The organism is Leclercia sp. AS011, assembly GCF_037152535.1.
Lineage (GTDB): Bacteria > Pseudomonadota > Gammaproteobacteria > Enterobacterales > Enterobacteriaceae > Enterobacter.
Genome location: NZ_JBBCMA010000001.1, coordinates 2,324,042 through 2,347,262, shown reverse-complemented (window position 1 = coordinate 2,347,262; position 23,221 = coordinate 2,324,042). Strand labels below are relative to the sequence as shown.

Genomic DNA, 23,221 nt, shown 5'->3' with positions numbered 1-23,221 from the left:
GGCACCCGTTTATTTGCCCCGTCTGGTGATGAGCCGGACGGGGCATTTTTACGTTCTTACCCGCTCAACCGCCTCCTGCCAGGCTTGCCAGCGGCTCTGTAGTCGGGCGTGACGCGCCATGTCCGGTGTAAAGGTGACGTGTTCCGGCAGATACTGGCGCAGCTGCGCGGTGGTGAGGTTAAACAGCGCCTTACGCGCCAGCAGGGCGGCCCCGATGGCTGAGAGTTCCGGCACGTCGCTGCGCAGCACCGGGCAGCCGAGGAGATCGGCCTGATACTGCATCAGCCAGTCGTTTTTTGTCGGCCCGCCGTCCACCATCAGTGCGTTGAGGGTAAAGCCCGGATGGGTGTGCATCGCCTGCACCACGTCGGCTATCTGATAGGCGATGGACTCCAGCGCCGCGCGGATCAGGTGCGCTCGCGTTACTCCCCGGCTCAGGCCGTGGATCATGCCGCGGGCGTTTTCATCCCACCAGGGTGCGCCAAGACCGGTAAGCGCCGGAACAAAGTAGACGCCGAGAGTCGAGTCCACCGAGCGGGGCAGGGTGTTCAGCGCATGGGCAAGCTCCACCTGGGGCAGCTCGCTGAGGCCGGTGCTGTCTGCCATCCAGGCCACCGCGTCGCCGGTATGGGGAATATTGCCCTCCAGCCCGTAGACCAGCGTGTCGCCGTCATGCCACGCCACGGTGGTCGCCAGCGCGCTGACGTCGCAGCGGGCGGAAGCGACCGGGGCCATCACCGACGAACCGGTGCCGTAGGTCGCTTTCACGCAGCCTTCGGCACCCAGACCGTGAGCAAAAAGCGCGGCGTGGGAGTCGCCGATCATCGCCATCACCGGCAGGCCGTCAGGAATGGACGGGCAGCCGCGGGTATAACCAAACAGCCCGCTGGAGGGCTTGATCTCCGGCAGTGCCGCGCGCGGAATGCCAAACAGCGCCAGCATCTGCGGATCCCAGTCGGCGGTATGCAGGTTCATCAGCTGGGTGCGGGCGGCATTGGCGTAGTCGCAGCTGAAGGCCTGGCCCTGAGTCAGCTGCCACAGCAGCCAGCTGTCAACGGTGCCGAGGCAGATCTCACCCCGGGCGGCGCGCTCTGCGCCATCGGGGGTGTTATCCAGCAGCCAGCGCATTTTGGAGGCTGAAAACAGCGGCGCGATGGGCAGGCCCGTCACCGCCTTGATGTTCGGCCCGTGGCCGTGCTCCCGCAGCTGATGGCAAAAGGCCGCGGTGCGGGAACACTGCCAGCTGAGCGCCGGGGCAACAGGTTTACCCGTGACCCGATCCCAGCCCACGACTGTCTCACGCTGATTGCCGATCGCCAGCGCGGCAACCCTCTCCACCCCGACGGTGGCGATCGCGCGGGCCACCACGTCGAGGGAGGCCTCCACCAGCAGTTCGGCGGATTGTTCTACCCAGCCGTCGTGCGGAGTCTGGATCGCCAGCGCCCGGGAGAAACTCGCCACCACGTGACCGCCTGCGTCCAGCGCCACCGCTTTGGCGTTGGTCGTGCCCTCATCGAGGGCAATAATGATCTCCTTGCTTACCGACATGGCGGCCTCCTGGCTTAACGATGGAGATAGGTTGAGACGCCGAGGTAGCGGGTAAAGGCCTCATGCAGGATCTCCGCGCTGGCGGAGTGGTTCATCGCCACGTGATGCTCAAAGCCGTTGCGGCAGATCCAGTTCAGCAGGTTCTCCAGATGCGGAACCTGGATCACCGCCCGGCAGCCCACGGTATCCAGCGGATCGTCCACCGACTGGCCCTGGCCCACGTAGGCTTTGATCTCGCCGGTCAGATCGTCGGTGCTCAGGCGGAAGTAGGTCAGCGGCCCGCTTTTCAGACGACCGTGGACCGCGCCGCAGGTGTTCTCTTTCCCCACCGTGGTGCCGATGATGTCGGCGGTGCCCATGTGCGGAGACTCAAGGCTGGAGGCGGCGAAGTTACCGCAGTGGAACAGGACGCATTTGTCGCGATCGTCGCCGAAGTTGTTGTTCCAGTCGGCAATCGAGGCGGGATTCATATTGCTGCTCGCCAGGGCGAACATGGAGAGCGCTCCCATCACGTCCACTTCACAGGCGCTCGGCATCAGCTGGCCGGACATCACGCTCATGATCGAGCAGACGTTAATCCCGAGGTTCTCCTGCAGGGAGGTCCAGCACTGAATGGCGGTGGTGTCGATGTCGTTGGCGACCACCCACTCGCTGATCACCACAAACAGCTTCGCCATGGTCACCAGTTTATCCGCCGGAATGCGGCTGGCGTCGGCGTTGTCGATCAGGATCCGGCGCTTTTCATCCACGCGAATATCGTCATCGCGCAGGGTTTTAATCCGGGTAAAGACTTCGGACAGGTCGAGGGTTTCCACGGCAATGCCCAGTCTTTCCAGCAGCTTCTCGCTGTAGCGCACGGTGTTGAAGCCCGCCGGACGGGCACCGATCGCCCCCACGCGCACCCCGCGCATGCTGCTCACCACGCGGCACACCTGCTCGAAGCGCCGCAGATCCTGCGCAAACACCTCGCCGGTGAGGGCGCAGACGTGCTGGGTGGTGAGGGTAAAGGGAATGCCATACTGACGCAGGTTGTTGCACAGGGAGATCTTGCCGCAGAAGCTGTCGCGGCGGGTGGCGAGCCCCATTTTATCGAGGTTATCTTCCTCGGCCTGAACCAGCACCGGCACGTTCAGGCCGGAGAGACGCAGGGTTTCGGCGATGGCTTTTTCATCGCCGAAGTTGGGCAGCAGCACCACCACGCCATGAATGCGATCCCGATGGGCGCGAAACAGCTCGGCACAGGCTTTGGCATCCTGACGGGTTTCGACGCCGCCGAGTTCGGTCTGGCTCGGATCGAGCATGATGGTGTTGATACCGAGGCGGCCAAACAGGGCGATGGCCTGCTCGCGCGCCTCTGCCACCAGATAGCTCGGGAAAAACCCGCGGTTGCCGATGACCACGCCCATCGTCAGTTGTTGAGGAATTCGGGACATTGCTTTTTCTCCAGTAAGATGTTGTTGTTATTTTCAGCAAACCTGTCGCGTCACCATTTCCCGGGCGTGTTTCACCACCCCAGCGACATCAATCTCATGACGTGCCCGCGTTGACGCTCTGTCGGCGGCTATCGCGTATTGTCCATCCGGGATCCCCAGACGTTTCAGCGGCACGGCGCATCCGGCTTCGGCCAGCACTTCCGCTACCAGGCTGCCGACGCCGCCGTTGACGTTATGCTCCTCGACGCTCACCACCGCCTTGCAGGGGGCGATGGCCGCCAGCAGCTGTTGGGTATTACAGGGACGAATAGATGGAACGCTGATAACAGTGGCGTCAATACCTTCTTCCGCGAGTTGTGCGGCGGCTTCCACTATTTCATGTACCGTTGATCCCATCGCCACCAGCGCCACGTCATGGCCGGTACGCAGAACGTCAATGTTGCCCGGGGCAAAGCGATAGCTTTCGTCATGCAGTTCCGGCAGGTTTTTCCCGTCGAGGCGGATATAGACCGGGCCCACGTGGTCGAGGGCGTAGTCGATGATCTGGCGGCACTCGTTGGGGCTCGACGGGGCGTAAATTTCGATATTGCCGAAGCCGCGCATGATGGCGATATCGTCGATGCTGTGGTGGGTGCTGGCGAGCGGGCCGTAGCTGGCCCCCGCGTTCAGGCCGAACAGCTTGACGTTGGTGTTGTTGTAGCAGACGTCGACTTTGATCTGCTCGTTAGCGCGGGATATCAAAAACGGCGCGGCGTTACAGGTGACGGCGATCTTGCCGCCAATCGCCAGCCCGGCCGCGGCACCCACCAGCGTCTGCTCGGCGATGCCGACGTTGACCAGCCGACCCGGAAAACGTTGCATAAAGGGGGCGATTTTCGCCGTGGAGGTGGAGTCTGCCACCACCGGGACCAGATCCACGCCGCGATCGACGGCATCAATAAAGGCATTAACCATCACCGTGGCGAGGTGTTCGCTATTACTCATCTTTCAGTTCCTCCAGCGCCAGTTCAATTTCTTCCCCTTTCGGCACCCGGTGGTGCCATTCCGGCCGTCCCTGAATAAACGAGATCCCCGCGCCTTTGGTGGTATGGGCGATCACCACATGGGGCTTGCCGTTGGGCTGCAGTCCTTCGAGCGTGGCGACCACATCCGCCATGTCGTTGCCGTTGCAGCCGGTCACTTCCAGGCCGAAGGCTTTCCATTTCGCATCCAGCGGGTCGGTATTGAGGATCTCTTTGGTAGAGCCCGCCAGCTGAAGGTTATTTTTGTCGTTGATAATAAACAGGTTATCCAGCTGATAGTGGGCGGCCACCAGCGCGGCTTCCCAGTTGCTGCCTTCCGCCAGCTCACCGTCGCCGGTGACCACAAACACCCGGCGCTTGCTGTTGTTGCGTTTCGCGGCGAGGGCGATCCCCACCGCCACCGGCAGACCATGGCCCAGCGCGCCGGTGTTCAGTTCAATGCCCGGAGTTTTATGTTTCACCGGATGGCCCGGCAGGTGAGAATCGGCATGCTGATAGGTGGAGAGCCACTCGACGGGGATAAACCCGGCCTCGGCCAGCACGCAGTAATACCCGCCCACCGCGTGGCCTTTCGACTGGATATAGATGTCGCGCTCATCGCTCTCCTTCAGCTGCGGGGAGCAGTTCAGAATGCGAAAGTAGAGGGCGGTCAGCAGTTCGACCTGCGAGAGATCGGCACCGGTATGGCCACCCGCCGGGCTTTCGGCATTCAGCACGATGATCCGGCGACGAATCGAGCGCGCCCGGGTTTCAAGCTCCGCGATGGAGAGCGAAAACGGATTCATAACATACCTCCTGAATTTATAATCTGTTGTGAATAATTATTCCAGCCGGGTAAGTTATTTCCCTGTTCTCGCTGTCAGAGCAGGGATTTATGACCGCTTTGAATATATATTCAATGCTGATTTATTATTCATGATAGTAAGATATGCCCGGTGCACGGGTTTGTCTACGCTTTGCGCAGGCAAATTTCGAAGAAAAGAGAAAAGGATCACATTTGTCTGGCGGATCGGATCGGCGCTTGCTTGTTAAATATTCAGTGATGAATAAAAATAACGGCAGCCGATTAAGGGGAACGTTATGTCGAAGCAGGATGAACAGCGATTACTGGTCAAGATCGCGACACTTTACTACAGCGAGAATAAAAAGCAGTCCGAGATTGCCTCTCTGCTGCACCTCTCGCAATCTTTTGTGTCCCGGGCGCTGACGCGCTGCCAGAAAGAGGGGCTGGTAAAAATCACCGTCGTCCAGCCGACCAACATTTTTGTCTCGCTGGAAAAGGCGCTGGAAGAGCAGTACGGCATCCGCCAGGCCATCGTGGTGGACGTGGGGGAGGAGCCCTCCAGCGCCCAGATCAAGCACGCCATCGGCAGCGCGGCGGCGCACTATGTCGAAACCCGCCTGCGCCCGGAAGACCTGGTCGGGATCTCCTCCTGGAGCAGCACCATCCGCTGCATGGTGGATGAGATGCACCCGCAGAATATCCGCGCCGCCGGGGTGATCCAGCTGTTAGGCGGCGTCGGCCCCAACGGCAACGTGCAGGCGACCATCCTCACCCAGCAGCTGGCGGCGCACCTCGGCTGCCCGGCAGGGCTGCTGCCTTCCCAGAGCATTGAGCACTCGGTGGAGGAGCGCGCCCGGCTGGTGAGCAGCCCAGACGTGGCGGCAGTGGTGGGCAAATTTGCCGAAGTGGACGTGGCGATTGTCGGCATCGGCGAGCTGGAGCCGTCGCAGCTGCTGAAAAACTCCGGTAACTACTACAACGAAGATATGCTCAAACTGCTGGCTGAACGCGGGGCGGTAGGGGATATTTGCCTGCATTACTATGATGCCAACGGCGAGCCGGTGCTGAGCCCGGAAGAGGATCCGGTGATTGGCATGGAGCTGGCACAGATCCGCGCCTGTCCGCAGGTGATTGCCCTGGCGGGCGGGGCAGAGAAACGTAATGCCATCCACGGGGCGCTGGTCGGGAAGTATATCGACGTGCTGATCACCGATTACCCGACGGCACGGAGTTTATTGAAAGCGTAGTTTTGCCCGGCGGCGCTGCGCTTGCCGGGCCTACAGGGTTTTGTAGGCCGGGTAAGGCGAAGCCGCCACCCGGCATGACTACCGCTACTTCCCTTCCATCACCGCCTTTTGCGCCACCACGGCCGCTTTTTGCTGCATGCGGTTTTGCATCTGATCGATGATCACCGCCACGATAATCACGATCCCTTTGATCACCATCTGCCAGAACTCGCTGACCCCCATCATCACCAGACCGTCGGCCAAAAAGCCGATCACGAAGGCGCCAATCAGAGTGCCGAGAATGGTGCCGCGCCCCCCGGCCAGCGAGGTGCCGCCCAGCACCACTGCGGCGATAGCGTTCATCTCAAACGCGGTGCCGTTGGCCGGATGGCTCGCCAGCAGCTGGGCGGAGACCACAATCCCGGCGATGGCGGCGCAGAACCCCGACAGGGTATAGACCAGCACTTTTACCTGCTTGACCCGCACCCCGGAGAGTTCGGCGGCGCGTTCGTTATCGCCGATGGCGTAGACGTGGCGGCCAAACGGCAGGCGGCGGGCGATGTAAGCGATCACCAGCGCCAGGACGATCATCATCCAGATGGCCCACGGGATGCCGAGCAGCGTCCCGGCACCAATCTCATCGAAACCGGTGTTGCCCAGCTGCGGGTTGCCGGACAGGCCCGGGAAGGTCTGGCCGTCGGAGGTGAGCATCGCCCCGCCGCGCAGCACGTACATGGTGCCGAGAGTGCAAATAAAGGGAGCGACGTTATAGCGGGTGATGATCCAGCCATTCATCGCGCCTATGAGCGCACCAATCAGCAGCACAATGGGCACAATCACCCACACGCTCGGGAAGATAGCAATGCCAAACATCGGCAGCACGATCCCCTTGGTGATCATCCACCCGGCGATCATCCCGCATAGCCCCAGGGTGGCACCGATTGACAGGTCGATCCCGGCGGTGATGATCACAAAGGTGATCCCCAGCGCCAGGAAGGCGTTAATGGCGATATGCTTAATCATGATCACCAGGCTGCCGGCGGAGAGAAAGCCCGGCACGGTCATGGTGAAAAAGCCGACAATCAGAAACAGCGCAATAAAGGTGCGCATCTTCAGCAGCAGCAGAAGTAATTTTTCCCGGGAAGGCGCGGCCCCTTTTTGCGGCGTCAGCGCGACAGACTGTGTCGTTTTCATCTTAGAACCCCTGAGCACTTGCGGTGACCAGCGCCGATTCGTCGGCCCGATCGCGAACAATATCGGCGGTCAGTTTGCCGCCGGACATCACCAGAATGCGGTCCGATACCGCCATAATCTCTTTCAAATCCGAGGTGGAGAACACCACCGCGATCCCCTGCTGCGACAGCTGCACCATCATGCGGAACACGTCCGCTTTGGCACCCACGTCAATGCCGCGCGTCGGTTCATCGAGGAACAGCACCTTCGGGTTGGTCAGCAGCGAGCGGCCAATCACCACCTTTTGCTGATTGCCGCCGCTGAGCGCCTGGATCTCCACCTCCGGGGTCGAGACCTTGATCGACAGATTGCCGATGGTGCTGGCTACCACCGCCTGCTCCGCTTTCCGGGCGATGGTGAAACCGCGCTGCAGACGACGCCACAGGCTGGCGATGGTCAGGTTGTTGGCCACCGACGACCCTGGAAATATCCCGGTGCGCTTGCGGTCCTCCGGCACCAGGCTCATCCCCATGCGGATGCGTTCGGCGGTGGTGAGCCGCTGCGGGACCGGTTTGCTGTCGAGCCACAGCTTGCCCAGATAGTTGCGCTCGGTGCCGAGCATGCACTCGAACAGCTCGGTGCGCCCGGCACCCATCAGGCCGTAGATGCCGACGATCTCCCCGGCGTTCACCCGAAAGCTGACGTCGTTAACCACCGTATTGCCCGCGGCATTGACGCAGGTAATATGTTCCGCCTCCAGTACCGGCGCGCCGAAGGTGCGGCCCGGCTCGAGAAAGTTGCTCACCGGATCGCTGCCGAGCATCTCGCGCACGATCCAGGGCACGTCGATATCCTGCACCTTCGCCTCGGCCTGGAATTTGCCGTCGCGCAGGATGGTGATCACATCGCCTATCGCCATCAGCTCTTCCAGCCGGTGGGAGATATAGATGATGGTCACCCCCTGGCGGGTCAGCTCGCGGATCACCCGAAACAGGATCTCCACCTCGGTTTTACTCAGCGCCGAGGTGGGCTCGTCGAGGATCAGAATGTCGGCGTCCTCGGCCAGCGCCTTGGCGATCTCAATCAGCTGCTGCTGCCCGACCTTCAGGTTACCCACCAGCTCGCGTGGGGAGAGAGGCTGATCGAGGCGTTTCAGCAGCGCCGCGGTGCGGGACTCTTGCTCCGCCTCGTTAATCGGCGTTACCCCTTTTTGCAGCTCGCGGCCAAGAAAGACGTTCTCCGCCACGCTGAGGTTTTCAAACAGGTTCAGCTCCTGATGCACCATGCCGATGCCGTGGGCGGCGGCGTCCCGGGTGCTGGAGAACGTCACCTGTTTGCCGTTGAGCCACATCTCGCCGAGGCTGGGCTGCTGCACCCCGGCGAGGATTTTCATCAGCGTCGATTTCCCGGCGCCGTTCTCACCGATAATGACGTTCACTTTGCCGCGCCAGACGCGGTAATCGACCTTATCCAGCGCCACGGTGCCGGGAAACAGCATCGAGATCCCGCGGGTGCTGAGGATAATGTCCTCTGCCGGGCTATCATTCATCACGGCGTCTCCTGTTTCAGGTCCAGCGCTGCTGCATCCCCCACCTTGCCGCCCGTCAGGGTGGTGGCGAATAGCAGGGTGGCATTTTTACCGCTCCAGCTGTCATCCACTTTCGGCAGATGCTTCACCGCCTCGCGGTTTAACGCCCGGGAGAGCTGGGCGTACTGGACCTGGTTGGTAAATTCATCGAAGCGGAAGCCCGCCGCGTCGCGGATGGCGTTGCCGCGCATCACCGGCCCGACCTGAATGGCCAGCGGCTGGCCGTTCACCGTCATCACCAGTTTCTGCTCGTTGGCGTTGCTGGCCTCCACGCGCTCCACTTTGCCGCTGAGGCGCACGAACACACTCTGCGCATTTTCAGAGGGCGTTTTCAGCTGGGTGGAGAGGGCGCTGGCGTCCAGCGCATGGCTTTTGGCGGCATCGAGGATCCGTGGCTGCCAGGTTTGTTGCGCGATCTGCTGTGGGGTCTGGTTGTCAAAGCTCGCTTTGGCGTTGGGATCGGCAGGCATAATCGGTTTGCCGTTCTCATCCAGATCCACCACGGTGCAGGCCGTCAGCAACAGGGCGGCGACGCCTGTCAGCGCGACGCCCCATTGGTTTAACCGCATACTGCCTCCGCTTATTTGCTGAGGTTGAACACATTCAGCTTGCTGGCGTTGGACTCATCGATCAGCACGCAGTCCATCAGCTGTTTCTCGTCTTTTTGCGCTTTACCGTTTTTCAGGTAGTAGTCCGCCTGCTCAACGGCCATCTGCGCTTGTTCCCAGCCCGGCTGCAGAACCGTGGCTTTAATGTTGCCCTTTTTCAGGATCGAGTCGCGGGTGTAATCGCTGCCGTCAAAGCCGACCACAATCACGTTGTTTTTCCCGGCAGCCTTTAGCGCCGCTTCGGCACCCAGCGCCATGGTGTCGTTACCGGAGATCACCCCGACGATATCCGGGTTGGTTTGCAGGATGGCTTCCATACGGGTGAAGGCTTCGGTCTGGCTCCAGTTGGCGGTCTGCTGTGCCACCATCTTCATATCCGGGTAGTCATCCAGCACGTCGTGGTAGCCCTGGGAACGCACGTGGGCGTTGGTGTCCGACGGACGACCCAGCAGCTCAACGTATTTGCCTTTGCCGTCCAGCAGCTTCGCGAACTTCTCCGCACCCAGCTGCGCCCCCTGATAGTTGTTCGAGACAATCTGCGCCACCGCCACGCCGGTTTTGTTGATTTCACGATCAATCAGGAAAGCAGGGACGCCTGCCGCTTTGGCCTTCTCCAGCGGACCGACGGTGGCATCCGCCCCGGCGTTATCCAGAATGATCGCTTTCGCTTTACGGGCGATAGCGGTCTCAATCAGCTGGTTTTGTTTGTTCACGTCATCGTCATGGGAGGCGACAAGGGTGGTATACCCCAGCTCTTTCGCCTTCGCCGCCGCGCCGTCGGCTTCTGCCTTGAAGAACGGGTTGTCGTGTGAGGGGGTAATAATCGCAATGAGTCCGTTATCGGCGGCAAACAGGGAGCCGGACGCGGCGATCATTGAGGCCAGTAGAGCGGATTTAACAAAGGTCGTGTTCATTCTTTTTCTCCACATTGAATATTTATTCAATAATGATTTATTATTCAATGTAACGATAAGTCTGCCTGATTAAACTGTCTACGGTTCAGGCAGCTAATTTGTTTAAAAGGAGAAAAGGATCACGATCCTGAGGCGTTATGCTTCACAGATAAGGGTGATGATCAGGCTGTCGAGGCGGCACCAGTGAAGGGTAAATGCCTGATTTTGTGCGAAGGGCGGGAGAGGGCAGGTGAGGGTTAAGGTCAGGGTATCGGCAGTAAGTGCCGTTACGCGTGCACTCTCAAAGCCCATCCACGCCTGCACCCGGGGGAACAGGGCTTTGAACAGACTCTCTTTGGCGCTGAAGGTGAGGGTGAAGGCCAGATCGAAGGGCAGGCCGCACGCAGCCAGCACCTGAGCTTCCCGGGCATCAATTACGCCATCCTGGATTTCACGGGCTTCACGTTCGTCGATGATGGCTTCACAATCGATACCTACCAGACCCTTTTCATTGCAGATGGCAACAGCCTGGGTGCCGCTATGGGAAATACTGCCGCTCACCTCCGCAGACCACAGCGGCTCGCCGCTACTGCCGATACCGGGGATAGTTTTGCGGTTTACTGCGTGAAACGCGGCGATGCGCCCGGCCAGGTGATCGGCTTTGCGCTTGCGCCCGGCTTCAGTCAGTTGCTGATGATGCGGCAGCCAAAGTAGATCGGCCTCGGTAAAGCTCGCAGGATCGAAGGTGATGCGGTGAACGGTATGTCCGGCCAGAAGAAACGTTGTGTGGAGAGTGCGCATGTTCTTCTCACCGCGGATAAAAGGGCTTTTATGGTAGCACATGCACCGGCCGGTTCCCTCTCCCTTAAGGGAGAGGGGTAAGACCTTATCAGAACTGGGTATTCACACTCATATACCAGGTGCGGCCCGGCTCGTTATAGGTATAGGCACCCGCGCCATACATATAGGCCCCGGTGGTGGTATTGCCGGTGGTCTGGGCATTCCCCGCACGCCACTGGCGTTTATCGAAGACGTTATCCACGCCGCCGGTCAGGCTGACGTATTTGGTCACGTCCCAGGTCGCGCTCAGGCCAACGATGCTGTACGGACTCACTTCGTCCAGCTCAGAACCGGTCGCTGGCTGCCCTTTGTAGTTGTACTTCTTCGGCTGCTGCTTGCCGTACCAGGTGAAGGTCGACTGCAGGGAGACATCCTGCTGGACCTGCCAGCTCAGGGTGGAGTTCAGCGTGTACTCCGGGATGATCGACAGACGGTCGCCGGTCTCCTTGTTCTTGCTTTGCAGCATGTAGGTGATGTTGTTGGTCCAGTTGATGGTGTCGCTGACCGGCACGTTCAGGGTGCCTTCCAGCCCTTCCACTACCGCTTTCGGCACGTTTTCCCACTGGTAGATATCCGTTTTGGTCTTGCCGAGGGAGGTCTGACCCACCGGGGCATAGCCCGCTTCAATCTTGTCGCGGTAGTCGTTACGGAACCAGGTCACGCCCGCCAGCCAGCCGTCGCGTTTCCACTCCAGGCCGATCTCTTTGTTGATGCTGGTCTCGGCTTTCAGATCCTCGTTACCCAGCATATAGCAGCCGACGCCATCCGCACTCGCGTAGCAGCCCTGGCCCTTGCTGTAGAGCAGGTAGTTCGGGTTGGTCTGGTACAGGCTCGGGGCTTTATAGGCCCGGGCGATGCCCATCTTCAGGGTAAAGTCATCTCCCAGACCTTGCGACAGGTTCAGGGACGGGCTCCAGTTGTTGCCCACGATGGAGTGGTGATCGAAGCGCAGCGCCGGGGTCAGCATGGTGCTGTCGGTCAGCTCCATGTTGTTTTCGGCGAACAGGGAGAAGATCTCGGCATCAGAGTACGGACTGCGGCTGTCGCTCACGCCCGGAATGGTGCCGCCCTGCAGGGCCTGGCCGTTGGAGGACATATCCTTCATCCGCTGCTGATCCCATTCGGTGCCCAGGGTCAGGTTCTGGTTGACGATAAAGTCGATTGGCAGGCTGATCTCGCTGTGCAGCATCACGTCGGACAGGTCGGTATCGGTGAACTTATTGCTGTTGAACAGCCCTTCCAGACCGCCCGCCAGCCCTTCGCCCAGACGGGAGTTACGGGTATGTTCGTACTGCGCCCAGTTGTTGGTGGTGATGCCGTTATCCCAGCCGCCGGTCCAGGTGACCGCGAAGTTCTGGCGATAGAGACGGTTGGTCTCTTTGCCGTAGTTCTTCTTCACCAGCCCGTTGCTGCTGTTGTCGTTGTTGGTGTTCTGGGTATCGCCCGCGTAGAGGTTGTTCTGACGGCTGTAACCGGCTTCAAACTGCAGGGCCTGCATCGGGGCAAAGTCCCAGCGCAGCACGCCGTTGACGTCTTTATTCTCCACCCCTTCGCGCCCGGCTGGCAGGGTATCGGCGTAGGCGCCGGTGCGCTCAGACTGATGCCCCTGGTTGATGTCCCAGGCATCGGCCTGGGTTTTATCCAGGTTGCCGTACAGGCGGAAGCTGAAATCTCCGCCCAGCGGGCCATTCAGGCTGAAGTTGGTGCGTTTGGTGGAGCCCTCTTCATCGTGTTCAGGGGCATTCAGATAGGTGTTCCAGGAGCCGTGCCACTCGTTACTCACTTTTTTGGTGATGATGTTCACCACGCCGCCCGCCGCGCCGTTGCCGTAACGCGCCGCTGCCGGGCCACGGATCACCTCGATGCGCTCGATCATCTCCGGCGGCACCCAGCCGGTATCGCCGCGGGTGTCACGCTCGCCGCGCCAGCCCAGACGGATAGAGTTACGGCTGGTGACCGGCTTACCGTCGATCAGGATCAGGGTGTTTTCCGGGCCCATGCCGCGGATATCGATCTGGCGATTGTTGCCGCGCTGGCCGCTGGTGGAGTTACCGGTGAGGTTGACGCCCGGCATGGTGCGGATGATCTCTGACACATCGCGTGCTGCCGGGTTTTTGCGGATCTCATCCGCGGTGATGGTGGAGACACCGGGGGCCTGCAGGTTCTGCTCGGCGGCGGTGATCACCATGGTGTCTTCGTGAGTGGCGGTCCCGGCTGCCATCGCAGGCAGAGCCATACCGTAAATCCCGAGGTTGACCAGTAAGGCCAGTGAGTGACGTTTATTATTCATTGTGTGTCCTGCTTTTCGATGCCATATGCCAGCGCATGGCGTGGTTATTTAATGGTCGCGCTTCCCACAGCGCGCCCATACGCTATTGCAAATGAAAATAGTTATCAATAATATTATCGATATTGTTTATCTGTTATCAAAAAAACCGAACAGGTCATGGGGTTATATCGGTGACGACGCTCGAAACGGGAAGTGACGCCTGGTGGCAGTCGAAACAGGGGCCGGAATGGGTGCGGGAAGGGGATCATTATCGGGTCACATTCTGGTGGCGCGATCCGGCCGGAACGGAGCACGCCTCGCCGCTAAAAAGGGTGTGGCTCTACATCACCGGCGTGACCGATCACCATCATAACGCCCGCCCGCAGACGCTGGCGCGCATCGCCGGAACCGACGTCTGGCAGTGGCAGGGCGAGTTCAGCCCAAACTGGCGCGGCAGCTACTGTTTTATCCCCTCTGCTCACGAAGACGACTTCAGCGAGACGGTGTTTGCTACCGATCCGCCGGACCGCATGGCCCTGCGCGAAGGCTGGCGCAAGCTGCTGCCGCACGCCGTTGCCGATCCGCTAAATCCACAGCACTGGCGCGGCGGTCGCGGTCACCCGGTTTCGGCGCTGGAGATGCCCGAGGCACCGCTTCAGCCCGGCTGGGATCGGCTCAATACCCCGTTTCGTCCTCCACAGATTATCTCCTGGAAGAGCGCCCGTCTCGGCAACACCCGCCGGGTGTGGATCTTCACCACTGGCGAAGAAGCCCCTCATGAGCGCCCGCTGGCGGTGCTGCTCGACGGCCAGTTCTGGGCCGAAAGCATGCCGGTCTGGCCCGCGCTGACGGCGCTCACCGACCAAAAGCAACTGCCGCCCGCCGTTTACCTGCTGATTGACGTCATCGATACCGCCCACCGCAGCCGCGAGCTGCCCTGCAACCCCGACTTCTGGCAGGCCTTGCAGGAGGAGCTCCTCCCGCAGGTGCATAACCTGGCCCCGTTCAGCGATCGTGCCGACCGCACGGTGGTCGCCGGGCAGAGCTTTGGCGGGCTGTCCGCCCTCTATGCCGGGCTGCACTGGCCCGAGCGTTTTGGCTGCGTGCTCAGCCAGTCGGGCTCCTTCTGGTGGCCGCATCGCGGGGGCAAGCAGGAGGGCATGATCCTTGAACAGCTTAAAAACCAGCAGCTGTCGGCGAAGGGACTGCGCATCGTCCTTGAGGCGGGGCGACGGGAACCGCTGATCTACCGCGCCTGCCAGGCGCTGTATGCCGAGCTACAGCACCAGCAGCAGCCGGTCGTCTGGCGTCCGGTGGATGGCGGACATGATGCACTTTGCTGGCGGGGAGGGCTGACGCAGGGGCTGATGACTCTCTGGCAGCCGATTATTTAATCACGGAGTCTGGTATGGAATTCAGTAACCCCTTCGACGATCCGCAGGGTCTGTTCGCCATTGTGCAAAACGCGCAGCAGCAGTACAGCCTGTGGCCCCAGCAGTGTGCCTTGCCCGAGGGCTGGCGCGTGGTGTGCGAGCCGCAAACGCAGGACGCCTGTCAGGCGTGGCTTGCCGCCCGCTGGCAAACCCTGACCCCGGCCCATTTTGCACAGGTGAACCCATGAGCGCACAACTCCCACTCGTGGCCGCCCAGCCGGGGATCTGGATGGCGGAACAGCTTTCTGACCTGCCCAACGCCTGGAGCGTGGCTCACTACGTCGAGCTGACCGGCCCGGTTGACGCCCCGCTGCTGGCGAAAGCGGTGGTGGCGGGCATGATGCAGGCCGATACGCTGCGCACGCGCTTTACCGAAGACAACGGCGAGATTTTACAGTGGGTGGACGACACCCTGACCCTGCCGGAGCCGCAGATTATTGACCTGCGCGCCCACGCCGATCCGCATGCCGCAGCCCAGGCGCGGATGCAGGCCGATCTTAACCAGAACCTGCGCGTCGACAGCGGTCAGCCGCTGGCCTTCCACCTCCTGCTTCAGGTGGCGGACAACCGCTGGTACTGGTATCAGCGCTATCACCACTTGGTGGTGGATGGCTTCAGCTTCCCGGCCATTACCCGCCAGATCGCCGCCATCTATCGCGCCTGGTCCAGCGGCGATGACGCGCCGGATTCGCCGTTTACCCCCTTTGCTGAGGTGGTGGAGGAGTACCAGGGCTACCGTGACAGCGAGGCCTGGACCCGTGACGGAGCCTTCTGGGCTGAACAGCGCAGGCAGCTTCCGCCGCCGGTATCGCTCTCCAACGCGCCGCTGCCGGGCCGGGCCGCGACGACCGACATTCTGCGCCTGAAGCTGACCGCCGATCGTCAGGTCTTCAGCCGTCTGGCAACGGCCAGCCAGAGCCAGCGCACCGACCTCGCTCTGGCGCTGGTGGCCCTGTGGCTCGCCCGCCTGACCGGCCGCATGGACTATGCCGCCGGGTTTATCTTTATGCGCCGGATGGGCTCTGCGGCGCTGACCGCCACCGGCCCGGTGCTGAACGTGCTGCCGCTGGCGGTGAACATTAAGGCGCAGGAGACGCTGCCGGAGCTGGCCCAGCGCCTGGCCGGACAGCTGAAGAAAATGCGCCGCCATCAGCGGTATGACGCGGAGCAGATCGTCCGCGACAGCGGGCGCGCCGCCTGTGACGAAGCGCTCTTTGGCCCGGTATTTAACGTTAAGGTCTTCGACTATCAGCTGGATATTGATGGCGTTGAGGCTGTGACGCATACCCTCGCCACCGGCCCGGTCAACGATCTCGAGATGGCGCTGTTCCCGGACGAGCAGGGCGGCCTGAGCATTGAGATCCTCGCCAACAAGCAGCGTTACGATGAGGCCACCCTGGTGCGCCACGTCGAGCGCCTCCATGGGCTGCTGGCGCAGTTTGCCGGCAATATCGACCTGCGCTGCGGCGAGGCCGAAACGGTCTCTGCCGCCGAATATCAGCAGCTGGAAAAGGTTAACCAGACCGCGGTTCCTCTGCCGCTCACCACCCTGAGCGCGCTGGTGGCGGAGCAGGCGGCGAAAACCCCGGACGCCCCGGCGCTGGCCGATGCGCATAATGAACTGACCTACCGCCAGATGCGCGAGCAGGTGGTCGCCCTGGCGAACCAGCTCCGCGCCCGGGGCGTGAAGCCTGGCGACAGCGTGGCGGTGGCGCTACCGCGTTCGGTGTTCCTGACCCTGGCCCTGCACGCCATCGTCGAGGCGGGGGCCGCGTGGCTGCCGCTGGACACCGGCTATCCTGACGATCGTCTGCAGATGATGATCGAGGATGCGAAGCCGTCACTGCTCATCACCACCGAGGACCAGCGCCCACGCTTCAGCGATGTGGCGATATTTAGTTACAACACACTATTCAGGGCTGAGGGCAGCGCACCGCTCAACCTCAGCGCCCCGGAACAGACCGCCTATATCATCTTTACCTCCGGCTCGACAGGACGGCCGAAAGGGGTGATGGTCGGCCAGACCGCCATTGTCAACCGGCTGCTGTGGATGCAAAACCACTACCCGCTCACCGCTGCGGACGTGGTGGCGCAAAAAACGCCGTGCAGCTTTGACGTCTCGGTATGGGAGTTCTGGTGGCCGTTTATCGCCGGAGCGAAGCTGGTGATGGCCGAGCCGGAAGCGCACCGCGATCCGCAGGCGATGCAGGCGTTCTTTGCCAGATACCGCGTCACCACCACCCACTTTGTCCCCTCGATGCTGGCAGCCTTTGTCGCCTCGCTGACCGCGGAAAACGCCGCCTGCTGCGCCAGCCTGAAACAGGTGTTCTGCAGCGGCGAAGCCCTGCCTACCGCCCTGTGCCGGGAGTGGGAGCAGCTGACCCAGGTGCCGCTGCATAACCTGTATGGCCCGACCGAAGCGGCGGTGGACGTCAGCTGGTATCCGGCGTATGGCTCGGAGCTGGCAGCGGTTGAAGGCAACAGCGTGCCGATCGGCTTCCCGGTGTGGAATACCGGCCTGCGCATTCTGGATGCGATGATGCGCCCGGTACCCTTCGGCGTGGCGGGAGACCTCTATCTCACCGGCATCCAGCTGGCGCAGGGCTACCTGGGCCGCCCGGACCTGACCGCCAGCCGCTTTATCGCCGACCCGTTTGCCCCGGGGGAGCGCATGTACCGCACCGGAGACGTGGCCCGCTGGCTGGATAACGGCGCTGTGGAGTATTTAGGCCGCAGCGACGATCAGCTGAAAATCCGCGGCCAGCGCATTGAGCTGGGGGAAATCGACCGGGCGATGCTGACCCTGCCGGACGTGGCCCAGGCGGTAACCCACGCCTGCGTCATCAACCAGGCCGCAGACACCGGCGGCGATGCCCGTCAGCTGGTGGGCTACGTGGTTTCGGAGTCCGGCCTGCCGCTGGATCGCGATTGCCTGCTGGCGGCCCTGAAAACCCAGTTGCCGCCGCATATGGTACCGGTGGTGTTATTACAGTTAAGCGCTCTGCCGCTCAGCGCCAACGGCAAGCTGGATCGCAAGGCGCTCCCAATGCCGGAACTGAGGGGCAAAACCCAGGGCCGGGCCCCGGAAAGCGATACGGAGCAGGCGGTTGCCGCAGCGTTTTCTGCCCTGCTGGGCTGCGAGATCAACGACATCGAGGCAGATTTCTTCGCCCTCGGGGGACACTCGCTGCTGGCGATGCGCCTTGCCGCCAGCCTGAGCCGCCACTTTGCCCGCCAGGTTACCCCCGGGCAGGTGATGGTGGCCTCGACGGTGGGCAAGCTGAGCGCGCTGCTGGCATCCGATATCAGCGACGAGCAGGCCCGACGTCTGGGCTTCGAGACGATATTACCCCTGCGTGAAAGCCAGGGCCCGACGCTGTTCTGCTTCCATCCGGCCTCCGGATTTGCCTGGCAGTTCAGCGTCCTGGCCCGTTACCTCGATCCGCGCTGGTCGATCACCGGTATCCAGTCGCCGCGACCGGGGCCGATGCAGCAGTGCGCCACGCTGGATGAGGTGATCGACCGGCATCTGGCGACGCTGCGCGCCCAACAGCCGCACGGGCCTTATCATCTGTTCGGTTATTCATTGGGCGGCACCCTGGCCCAGGGCATCGCCGCCCGCCTGCGCGCGCAGGGAGAAGCCGTCGCCTTCCTCGGCCTGCTGGATACCTGGCCGCCGGAGACGCAAAACTGGCGCGAAAAAGAGGCTAATGGCCTCGATCCTGAGGTGTTAGCGGAGATCGAGCGCGAGCGTCAGGCGTTTCTTGCCGCCCAGCAGGGGCACGCTTCCGGGGAGCTGTTCAGCGCGATCGAGGGTAACTACGCCGATGCGGTGCGTCTGCTGACCACGGCGCGCAGTGCGACGTTTGACGGCAAAGCGACGCTGTTTGTCGCCGAGCGCACGCGAACGATGGATCCGCACCAGGCCTGGGCGCCATGGGTCGGGGAGCTGGAGGTCTACTCTCAGGACTGTGCCCATGTGGACATCATCTCCCCGCAGGCGTTTGAGACGATCGGCCCGGTGTTGAAGGGGATATTGGGGTAGTGAAAACGCCCGGCGGCGCTGCGCTTGCCGGGCCTACAGGAAAATGCGGGTCTGTTTATAATTTGAATAACGCAGCGTTATCTTTTTTTGCATAGAGTTCTGTTCTGAGCTGGTTTAATAAATCGCTCAGGCTATCCAGTAAAAACGATGCAAAGCCTTCTCTCCCCAGACTGGTTTCATAGACCGCTGAAGGAATAAAGCGCTTCATTTCATTATAGAAATGCCCTTCGGCTATGATTGCAGGAAGAGAGTCAATTCTGGTCTGAATCATTTGCGCAAAGTTTTCAATTTTGTAGTCAGTGAGTTTTTGACTCACCAGAGCGGCATTCATTTTTGCGCCTTGCTGTTTTAGCCAGAGCAAATCCCACATATCACGATATCGGATTCGATGGATGGTTGCAGGCAGGGAGACCAGTTTATCCGCCATGATCTCATCGAGTGATTCGACTCTGATGAGGGTATCGCTATAGCCGTCAGGTAACACGGTGTAATTACGCACTAACTGTCGGTACGAATGGGTATAAGCAGGGATATTGGCGATTTCAATCTTGATACGCTGTCTGGGGAGGTCTTTGCGCTCCGGCGCGGTGGCCACTGAAATCTGCCACTTATCGATTTTGATTTCAGCATACTCAGGCTCGGCGCATAATTCATTGGGTTCTTTGACGCTAACTTCCAGCCCGTATCGTTCCCCAAGATACGCTTCAATGCAGTTTTTGATCTGGGCTACATCTGTGGCGCAAAAATCTGAGCCCCCCGCAAAATCAAGATCTTCACTGAACCGATTAGCGTTATAGCAGAGGCGTAAAGATGTACCGCCCTGGAAAGTTAATGATTTAAGTAAACCTGCCTCGGAAAGACAAAAAAGCACGTCATAATGCAGCAACTCCTTTTCGACAACCGGTCGTAGGTTTGCCAGCTCTGTCTGTCGAAGTGCTTCCTCCACCAGTACTTCAAACTCTACCCGTTTAGCCATGATCCACCTCCTGTGTATCAATTAAATGTATATTGCGTCCAACACGACGTAGATCGCGCAACGCAGTCTCTTTTTTGGCGAACTTAATCGGGGCTGTTGTTTCTACCGTGCTGTTCAGAATATCGCTTATCGAGCGGTTAGTGTGCGTTAACTCGATAACGCCCCAGGGGGTTTTAAATTCACCCGCTCTTCCGGTCGTCATTACCGTCAGCCTGTCTATCGGGATTTGAGAGATGACGCCATATTGTGAGAGGGCAGACTCGAGGCTGACATAGTTGTATTCGCCCCGGCGCACGGTTCGGGTGATATGTTCGAGGATAAAGCTATCTTTTGGCGCGCGGTTGTAAACGTAAACCCCCTGTACGGCGCGGGTCAGGATGTTTGCTTCGATAAGACGCTTAAGAGAGGCTTTCAACGAACGCTCTGACTCCTCAGAAAACAGGTATTTCAGATCGTTTAAATGGAAAACATAGCGTCCGTGCCTGCTGAATTTATCCAATGTCGTAATAGCTGTGAGTTTATCCACGGCAATATCTCTACAAAAAAGACACATTAACATGTATTTTATGTAGAGATAAATTTTTTATCGCCGTCCCAGCGGCACCACCAGCGGCGTGCCTGCCACCGGATCGTCAATAATCATGCAGCGCATGCCGTAGATCCGCTCGATCAACTCCGGGGTGACAATCTCTTTCGGTGCCCCCTCGGCCACAATCTTCCCGTCGCGCAGGGCAATCAAATGGGTGGCATAGCGGCAGGCCTGATTCAGGTCGTGCAGCACCGCCGCCAGGGTAAAGCCCTGAGTGCGGTTCAGATCGCTCAGCAGCTCCAGCAGGTCGATCTGATGGCTGATATCCAGCCAGGTGGTCGGCTCATCCAGCAGCATGATCGAGGTCTCCTGGGCCAGCACCATCGCAATCCATGCCCGCTGGCGCTGCCCGCCGGAGAGGGTGTCCACGCTCTGCGCCGCCAGGTCAGTAATCCCGGTGGCCTGCATCGCGCTGGCGACCGCCGCTTCATCTTCTTTGCGCCAGCGGGTAAACAGCGGCTGGTGCGGATAGCGTCCGCGCGCTACCAGCTCTTGCACCGTGATATCCCCTGGCGTGGTGGCGTTTTGCGCCAGCAGCCCGATCCGGCGCGCCACCTCTTTGCTGGCATAGCGCTGGATCTGCTCTCCGTCGAGAAACACATTCCCGTGCAGCGGCGTCATCAGGCGGCTCAGGGTGCGCAGCAGGGTCGATTTCCCGCAGCCGTTAGGGCCGATAATGGCGGTGAAGTGGCCGTCGGGGATCGCTACATGCAGATCCTCGGCCACGGTTTTTTTGCCGTAGCCAAGGGTCAGATTTTCGCCGCGCAAGCGGGTCAGATTGGCACTCATTTCTTGCGGGACTCCTGAACAAGCAAGACGATAAGGTAGATGCCGCCGAGACTGACGGTCACTACACCCACCGGAAGTTGATACGGCATAAACAGCTGCTGGGCGCAGAGATCCGCCGCCAGCAGCAGCAGGGACCCGCACAGCGCCGACTGGGTTAACCCCCAGCGGGCGGTGCCGCTCAGACGGCGGGCGATGTGCGGGGCCACCAGTGCAATAAAGGAGATCGGCCCGGCAATGGCGGTGGCGGCGGCGGTTAAGACTACCGCCACCAGCATCAGCATCAGCCGCGACCGCTCAACGCTCACCCCCAGCGCGCAGGCGCTGTCGTCGCCCATCTCCAGCAGACGCATGCGCTTCACCAGCAGCAAGGCGCAGACAAACATCAGCAGGATCAGCGGGGCGGCGGGCAGGGTTTTGGCCCAGGTCAGGCCGTTGAGCGATCCGGCGAACCACAGCCCGGCAGAGAGCGAGGTCTCCAGCGAGGCCTGCAGCAGCAGCCAGGTGTTAAAGGCCATCAGCATGGCGCGCATCCCGATGCCAATGATAATCAGGCGGAAGGTTTCAATGCCGTCGCGCCAGGCCAGCGCCCAGACGATCAGCGAGGTGAGAATGCCCCCCGCCATTGCCGCCAGGGTAATGGCCGTCAGGTGCTGACCAAACAGTACCATCGCCACCAGTACGCCGCTCCAGGCTCCGGTGTTAAAGCCCATCACGTCCGGACTGCCCAGCGGGTTGCGCATCAGCGACTGGAAAATTGCGCCGCTGATCCCGAGCGCTGCGCCGACCAGCAGGGCCATCATCACCCGCGGTAAACGCCATTCGGTGACCACCAGGGTGATATTGCGCGGCGCGCTGCCGGTGAGGGCGTTGAAGACCTGGGCGAAATCGAGCGTCACCGCCCCGCTGCGCAGGCTGAACAGGGCCACGCCGAGGCTGACCAGCATCAGCACCAGGCAGCTAAGAACTAAACGACGGGATGGGGCCATCACAGGGCACCTCCGCGTCTGCGGCGCACCAGGAATATCAGCACCGGCGCGCCGATAAAGGCACTGACCACCGACACCCGCAGCTCGCCGGGCACCAGCAGACGGCCAAGGATATCGGCAAACAGCAGCAGGGCAGGGGTGGCGAGCAGGGTCACCGGCAGGGACCAGCGGTGATCGGCCCCCACCAGCCAGCGCGCCATGTGCGGCATCATCAGGCCGATAAAGGCGATAGGGCCTACCACCGCCGTGGCGCTGCCGCACAGGACGGTGATGGTCAGGAGTCCGGTCAACTGGGTGCGCGCCACGCGGCTGCCGAGGGCGGTAGCGGTATCGCTGCCAAGGCTCAGGCTGTTGAGCGCCCGGCTTAACAGCAGCGCCACGGCGGCGGCGATCAGCACTGGCACGCTCACCACCTGTAACGTTTGCAGGGTGCGGATATCCAGCGAGCCTGCCTGCCAGAAGCGCAGCTGGTCATAAACGTCCGGGTTGAGCAGGGCGATGCCGTTGGAGACGCCATCCAGCACCGCGCCCAGCGCCACGCCCGCCAGCGTCAGGCGCACCGGGCTGAGCTGGCCCCCGCCCTGGCTGCCGGTAAAGGCCACCAGCAGCGAGGCAGCAAAGGCACCGCACAGGGCCATCACCAGCTGTTCGCCAGGAGTGGAGAAGCCAAACAGCGCCGCGCCCAGCACGATGGCGAAGCTGGCTCCGGCGTTAACCCCGAGTATGCCCGGGTCGGCCAGCGGATTGCGGGTCAGGGTCTGCATCAGCGCCCCGGCAAGGCCGAGGGCGGCACCGGCCAGCAGTCCGGCGAGGGTGCGCGGCAGGCGGGCATCCCGCACGATGGTGCAGTCGGCGCTTTGACAGGTGGCGGTGAGGGCATCCACCACCATGGAAAACGGCAGCGGTTTCGCACCCACCGACAGGCTGAGGGCGACGGCAACGGTGAGCAGCAGCAGTAAACCGGGCACGGCAAGGGCGCGTGACGCGGAAGAGGAGTACGACATAGCAACATCCATGAT

At 61.2% G+C, this 23,221-nt stretch carries 19 protein-coding genes; 4 read left to right on the top strand and 15 right to left on the bottom strand.

Annotation, left to right across the window (positions count from 1 at the left end):
* Nucleotides 1–48 precede the first annotated feature (48 nt).
* Genes WFO70_RS11150 through WFO70_RS11135 form a run of 4 tightly spaced genes read right to left on the bottom strand, consistent with a single transcriptional unit; the run spans nucleotide 49 to nucleotide 4,788 of the window.
* On the bottom strand, nucleotides 49–1,548 hold the full coding sequence (locus tag WFO70_RS11150) for an FGGY family carbohydrate kinase (RefSeq protein ID WP_337016128.1): 1,500 nt from the start codon (nucleotides 1,546–1,548) through the stop codon (nucleotides 49–51).
* Between the two features lie 14 nt (nucleotides 1,549–1,562).
* Nucleotides 1,563–2,981, bottom strand: coding sequence for an L-fucose/L-arabinose isomerase family protein (locus WFO70_RS11145; protein ID WP_337016126.1), 1,419 nt, complete (start codon nucleotides 2,979–2,981; stop codon nucleotides 1,563–1,565).
* A 33-nt stretch (nucleotides 2,982–3,014) separates the two neighbouring features.
* Entirely contained in the window at nucleotides 3,015–3,965 is a 951-nt protein-coding gene (locus WFO70_RS11140; RefSeq protein WP_337016124.1) for a transketolase family protein, read from the bottom strand.
* On the bottom strand, nucleotides 3,958–4,788 hold the full coding sequence (locus WFO70_RS11135) for a transketolase (protein ID WP_337016122.1): 831 nt from the start codon (nucleotides 4,786–4,788) through the stop codon (nucleotides 3,958–3,960). The genes WFO70_RS11140 and WFO70_RS11135 overlap by 8 nt, the downstream gene beginning before the upstream one ends.
* A 295-nt stretch (nucleotides 4,789–5,083) precedes the next feature.
* Between WFO70_RS11135 and WFO70_RS11130 the strand changes: the two genes are divergently transcribed.
* On the top strand, nucleotides 5,084–6,034 hold the full coding sequence (locus WFO70_RS11130; protein ID WP_337016120.1) for a sugar-binding transcriptional regulator: 951 nt from the start codon (nucleotides 5,084–5,086) through the stop codon (nucleotides 6,032–6,034).
* A gap of 84 nt (nucleotides 6,035–6,118) precedes the next feature.
* Here the strand turns inward: WFO70_RS11130 and WFO70_RS11125 are convergent, their stop codons facing one another.
* The 6 genes from WFO70_RS11125 to WFO70_RS11100 form a co-directional block, all read right to left on the bottom strand.
* Entirely contained in the window at nucleotides 6,119–7,207 is a 1,089-nt protein-coding gene (locus WFO70_RS11125; RefSeq protein WP_337016119.1) for an ABC transporter permease, read from the bottom strand.
* A 1-nt stretch (nucleotide 7,208) separates the two neighbouring features.
* Nucleotides 7,209–8,735 (bottom strand): sugar ABC transporter ATP-binding protein, encoded by a 1,527-nt coding sequence (locus tag WFO70_RS11120; protein ID WP_337016661.1) that lies wholly within the window; start codon nucleotides 8,733–8,735, stop codon nucleotides 7,209–7,211.
* The gene (locus tag WFO70_RS11115) at nucleotides 8,735–9,343 is read right to left on the bottom strand and encodes a DUF2291 family protein (protein ID WP_337016118.1); all 609 of its coding nucleotides are present in this window, start codon (nucleotides 9,341–9,343) and stop codon (nucleotides 8,735–8,737) included. The genes WFO70_RS11120 and WFO70_RS11115 overlap by 1 nt, the downstream gene beginning before the upstream one ends.
* Nucleotides 9,344–9,354: 11 nt before the next feature.
* Entirely contained in the window at nucleotides 9,355–10,296 is a 942-nt protein-coding gene (locus WFO70_RS11110) for a D-ribose ABC transporter substrate-binding protein (protein WP_142488581.1), read from the bottom strand.
* A 135-nt stretch (nucleotides 10,297–10,431) separates the two neighbouring features.
* Nucleotides 10,432–11,076 carry an enterobactin synthase subunit EntD gene (gene entD / locus WFO70_RS11105; RefSeq protein WP_337016116.1) on the bottom strand — a complete coding sequence of 215 codons (645 nt, stop codon included), beginning with the start codon at nucleotides 11,074–11,076 and terminating at the stop codon, nucleotides 10,432–10,434.
* A gap of 88 nt (nucleotides 11,077–11,164) precedes the next feature.
* The gene (locus tag WFO70_RS11100) at nucleotides 11,165–13,405 is read right to left on the bottom strand and encodes a TonB-dependent siderophore receptor (RefSeq protein ID WP_337016115.1); all 2,241 of its coding nucleotides are present in this window, start codon (nucleotides 13,403–13,405) and stop codon (nucleotides 11,165–11,167) included.
* Between the two features lie 170 nt (nucleotides 13,406–13,575).
* Between WFO70_RS11100 and fes the strand changes: the two genes are divergently transcribed.
* From fes to entF, 3 genes are read left to right on the top strand one after another with little or no spacing between them, the layout of a single operon-like run.
* A complete protein-coding gene (fes, locus tag WFO70_RS11095) occupies nucleotides 13,576–14,778 on the top strand; it encodes an enterochelin esterase (RefSeq protein ID WP_337016113.1) in 1,203 nt (400 codons plus the stop codon).
* A gap of 14 nt (nucleotides 14,779–14,792) precedes the next feature.
* Entirely contained in the window at nucleotides 14,793–15,005 is a 213-nt protein-coding gene (locus tag WFO70_RS11090) for an MbtH family protein (protein WP_337016112.1), read from the top strand.
* Entirely contained in the window at nucleotides 15,002–18,862 is a 3,861-nt protein-coding gene (gene entF, locus WFO70_RS11085) for an enterobactin non-ribosomal peptide synthetase EntF (RefSeq protein ID WP_337016111.1), read from the top strand. Before WFO70_RS11090 ends, entF begins: the two co-directional genes overlap by 4 nt.
* 55 nt (nucleotides 18,863–18,917) lie before the next feature.
* On the opposite strand, the gene WFO70_RS11080 is transcribed toward entF, so the two are convergent.
* Genes WFO70_RS11080 through fepD form a run of 5 tightly spaced genes read right to left on the bottom strand, consistent with a single transcriptional unit; the run spans nucleotide 18,918 to nucleotide 23,206 of the window.
* Complete coding sequence (locus WFO70_RS11080) at nucleotides 18,918–19,838, bottom strand: nucleotidyl transferase AbiEii/AbiGii toxin family protein (protein WP_337016110.1); 921 nt, start codon at nucleotides 19,836–19,838, stop codon at nucleotides 18,918–18,920.
* Entirely contained in the window at nucleotides 19,831–20,364 is a 534-nt protein-coding gene (gene abiEi, locus WFO70_RS11075; RefSeq protein WP_337016109.1) for a type IV toxin-antitoxin system AbiEi family antitoxin, read from the bottom strand. The genes WFO70_RS11080 and abiEi overlap by 8 nt, the downstream gene beginning before the upstream one ends.
* Before the next feature lie 57 nt (nucleotides 20,365–20,421).
* The gene (gene fepC / locus WFO70_RS11070; protein WP_337016108.1) at nucleotides 20,422–21,216 is read right to left on the bottom strand and encodes an iron-enterobactin ABC transporter ATP-binding protein; all 795 of its coding nucleotides are present in this window, start codon (nucleotides 21,214–21,216) and stop codon (nucleotides 20,422–20,424) included.
* Nucleotides 21,213–22,202 (bottom strand): iron-enterobactin ABC transporter permease, encoded by a 990-nt coding sequence (gene fepG / locus WFO70_RS11065; RefSeq protein ID WP_337016660.1) that lies wholly within the window; start codon nucleotides 22,200–22,202, stop codon nucleotides 21,213–21,215. Before fepG ends, fepC begins: the two co-directional genes overlap by 4 nt.
* Entirely contained in the window at nucleotides 22,202–23,206 is a 1,005-nt protein-coding gene (gene fepD / locus WFO70_RS11060) for a Fe(3+)-siderophore ABC transporter permease (protein WP_337016107.1), read from the bottom strand. Before fepD ends, fepG begins: the two co-directional genes overlap by 1 nt.
* Nucleotides 23,207–23,221 lie beyond the last annotated feature (15 nt).

Bases quoted from the DNA above. Each gene is read 5' to 3' on its own strand.
- WFO70_RS11150 (WP_337016128.1), bottom strand. From the start codon at position 1,548: ATGTCGGTAAGCAAGGAGATCATTATTGCCCTCGATGAGGGCACGACC.
- WFO70_RS11145 (WP_337016126.1), bottom strand. From the start codon at position 2,981: ATGTCCCGAATTCCTCAACAACTGACGATGGGCGTGGTCATCGGCAAC.
- WFO70_RS11140 (WP_337016124.1), bottom strand. From the start codon at position 3,965: ATGAGTAATAGCGAACACCTCGCCACGGTGATGGTTAATGCCTTTATT.
- WFO70_RS11135 (WP_337016122.1), bottom strand. From the start codon at position 4,788: ATGAATCCGTTTTCGCTCTCCATCGCGGAGCTTGAAACCCGGGCGCGC.
- WFO70_RS11130 (WP_337016120.1), top strand. From the start codon at position 5,084: ATGTCGAAGCAGGATGAACAGCGATTACTGGTCAAGATCGCGACACTT.
- WFO70_RS11125 (WP_337016119.1), bottom strand. From the start codon at position 7,207: ATGAAAACGACACAGTCTGTCGCGCTGACGCCGCAAAAAGGGGCCGCG.
- WFO70_RS11120 (WP_337016661.1), bottom strand. From the start codon at position 8,735: ATGAATGATAGCCCGGCAGAGGACATTATCCTCAGCACCCGCGGGATC.
- WFO70_RS11115 (WP_337016118.1), bottom strand. From the start codon at position 9,343: ATGCGGTTAAACCAATGGGGCGTCGCGCTGACAGGCGTCGCCGCCCTG.
- WFO70_RS11110 (WP_142488581.1), bottom strand. From the start codon at position 10,296: ATGAACACGACCTTTGTTAAATCCGCTCTACTGGCCTCAATGATCGCC.
- entD (WP_337016116.1), bottom strand. From the start codon at position 11,076: ATGCGCACTCTCCACACAACGTTTCTTCTGGCCGGACATACCGTTCAC.
- WFO70_RS11100 (WP_337016115.1), bottom strand. From the start codon at position 13,405: ATGAATAATAAACGTCACTCACTGGCCTTACTGGTCAACCTCGGGATT.
- WFO70_RS11090 (WP_337016112.1), top strand. From the start codon at position 14,793: ATGGAATTCAGTAACCCCTTCGACGATCCGCAGGGTCTGTTCGCCATT.
- entF (WP_337016111.1), top strand. From the start codon at position 15,002: ATGAGCGCACAACTCCCACTCGTGGCCGCCCAGCCGGGGATCTGGATG.
- WFO70_RS11080 (WP_337016110.1), bottom strand. From the start codon at position 19,838: ATGGCTAAACGGGTAGAGTTTGAAGTACTGGTGGAGGAAGCACTTCGA.
- fepC (WP_337016108.1), bottom strand. From the start codon at position 21,216: ATGAGTGCCAATCTGACCCGCTTGCGCGGCGAAAATCTGACCCTTGGC.
- fepG (WP_337016660.1), bottom strand. From the start codon at position 22,202: ATGGCCCCATCCCGTCGTTTAGTTCTTAGCTGCCTGGTGCTGATGCTG.
- fepD (WP_337016107.1), bottom strand. From the start codon at position 23,206: ATGTCGTACTCCTCTTCCGCGTCACGCGCCCTTGCCGTGCCCGGTTTA.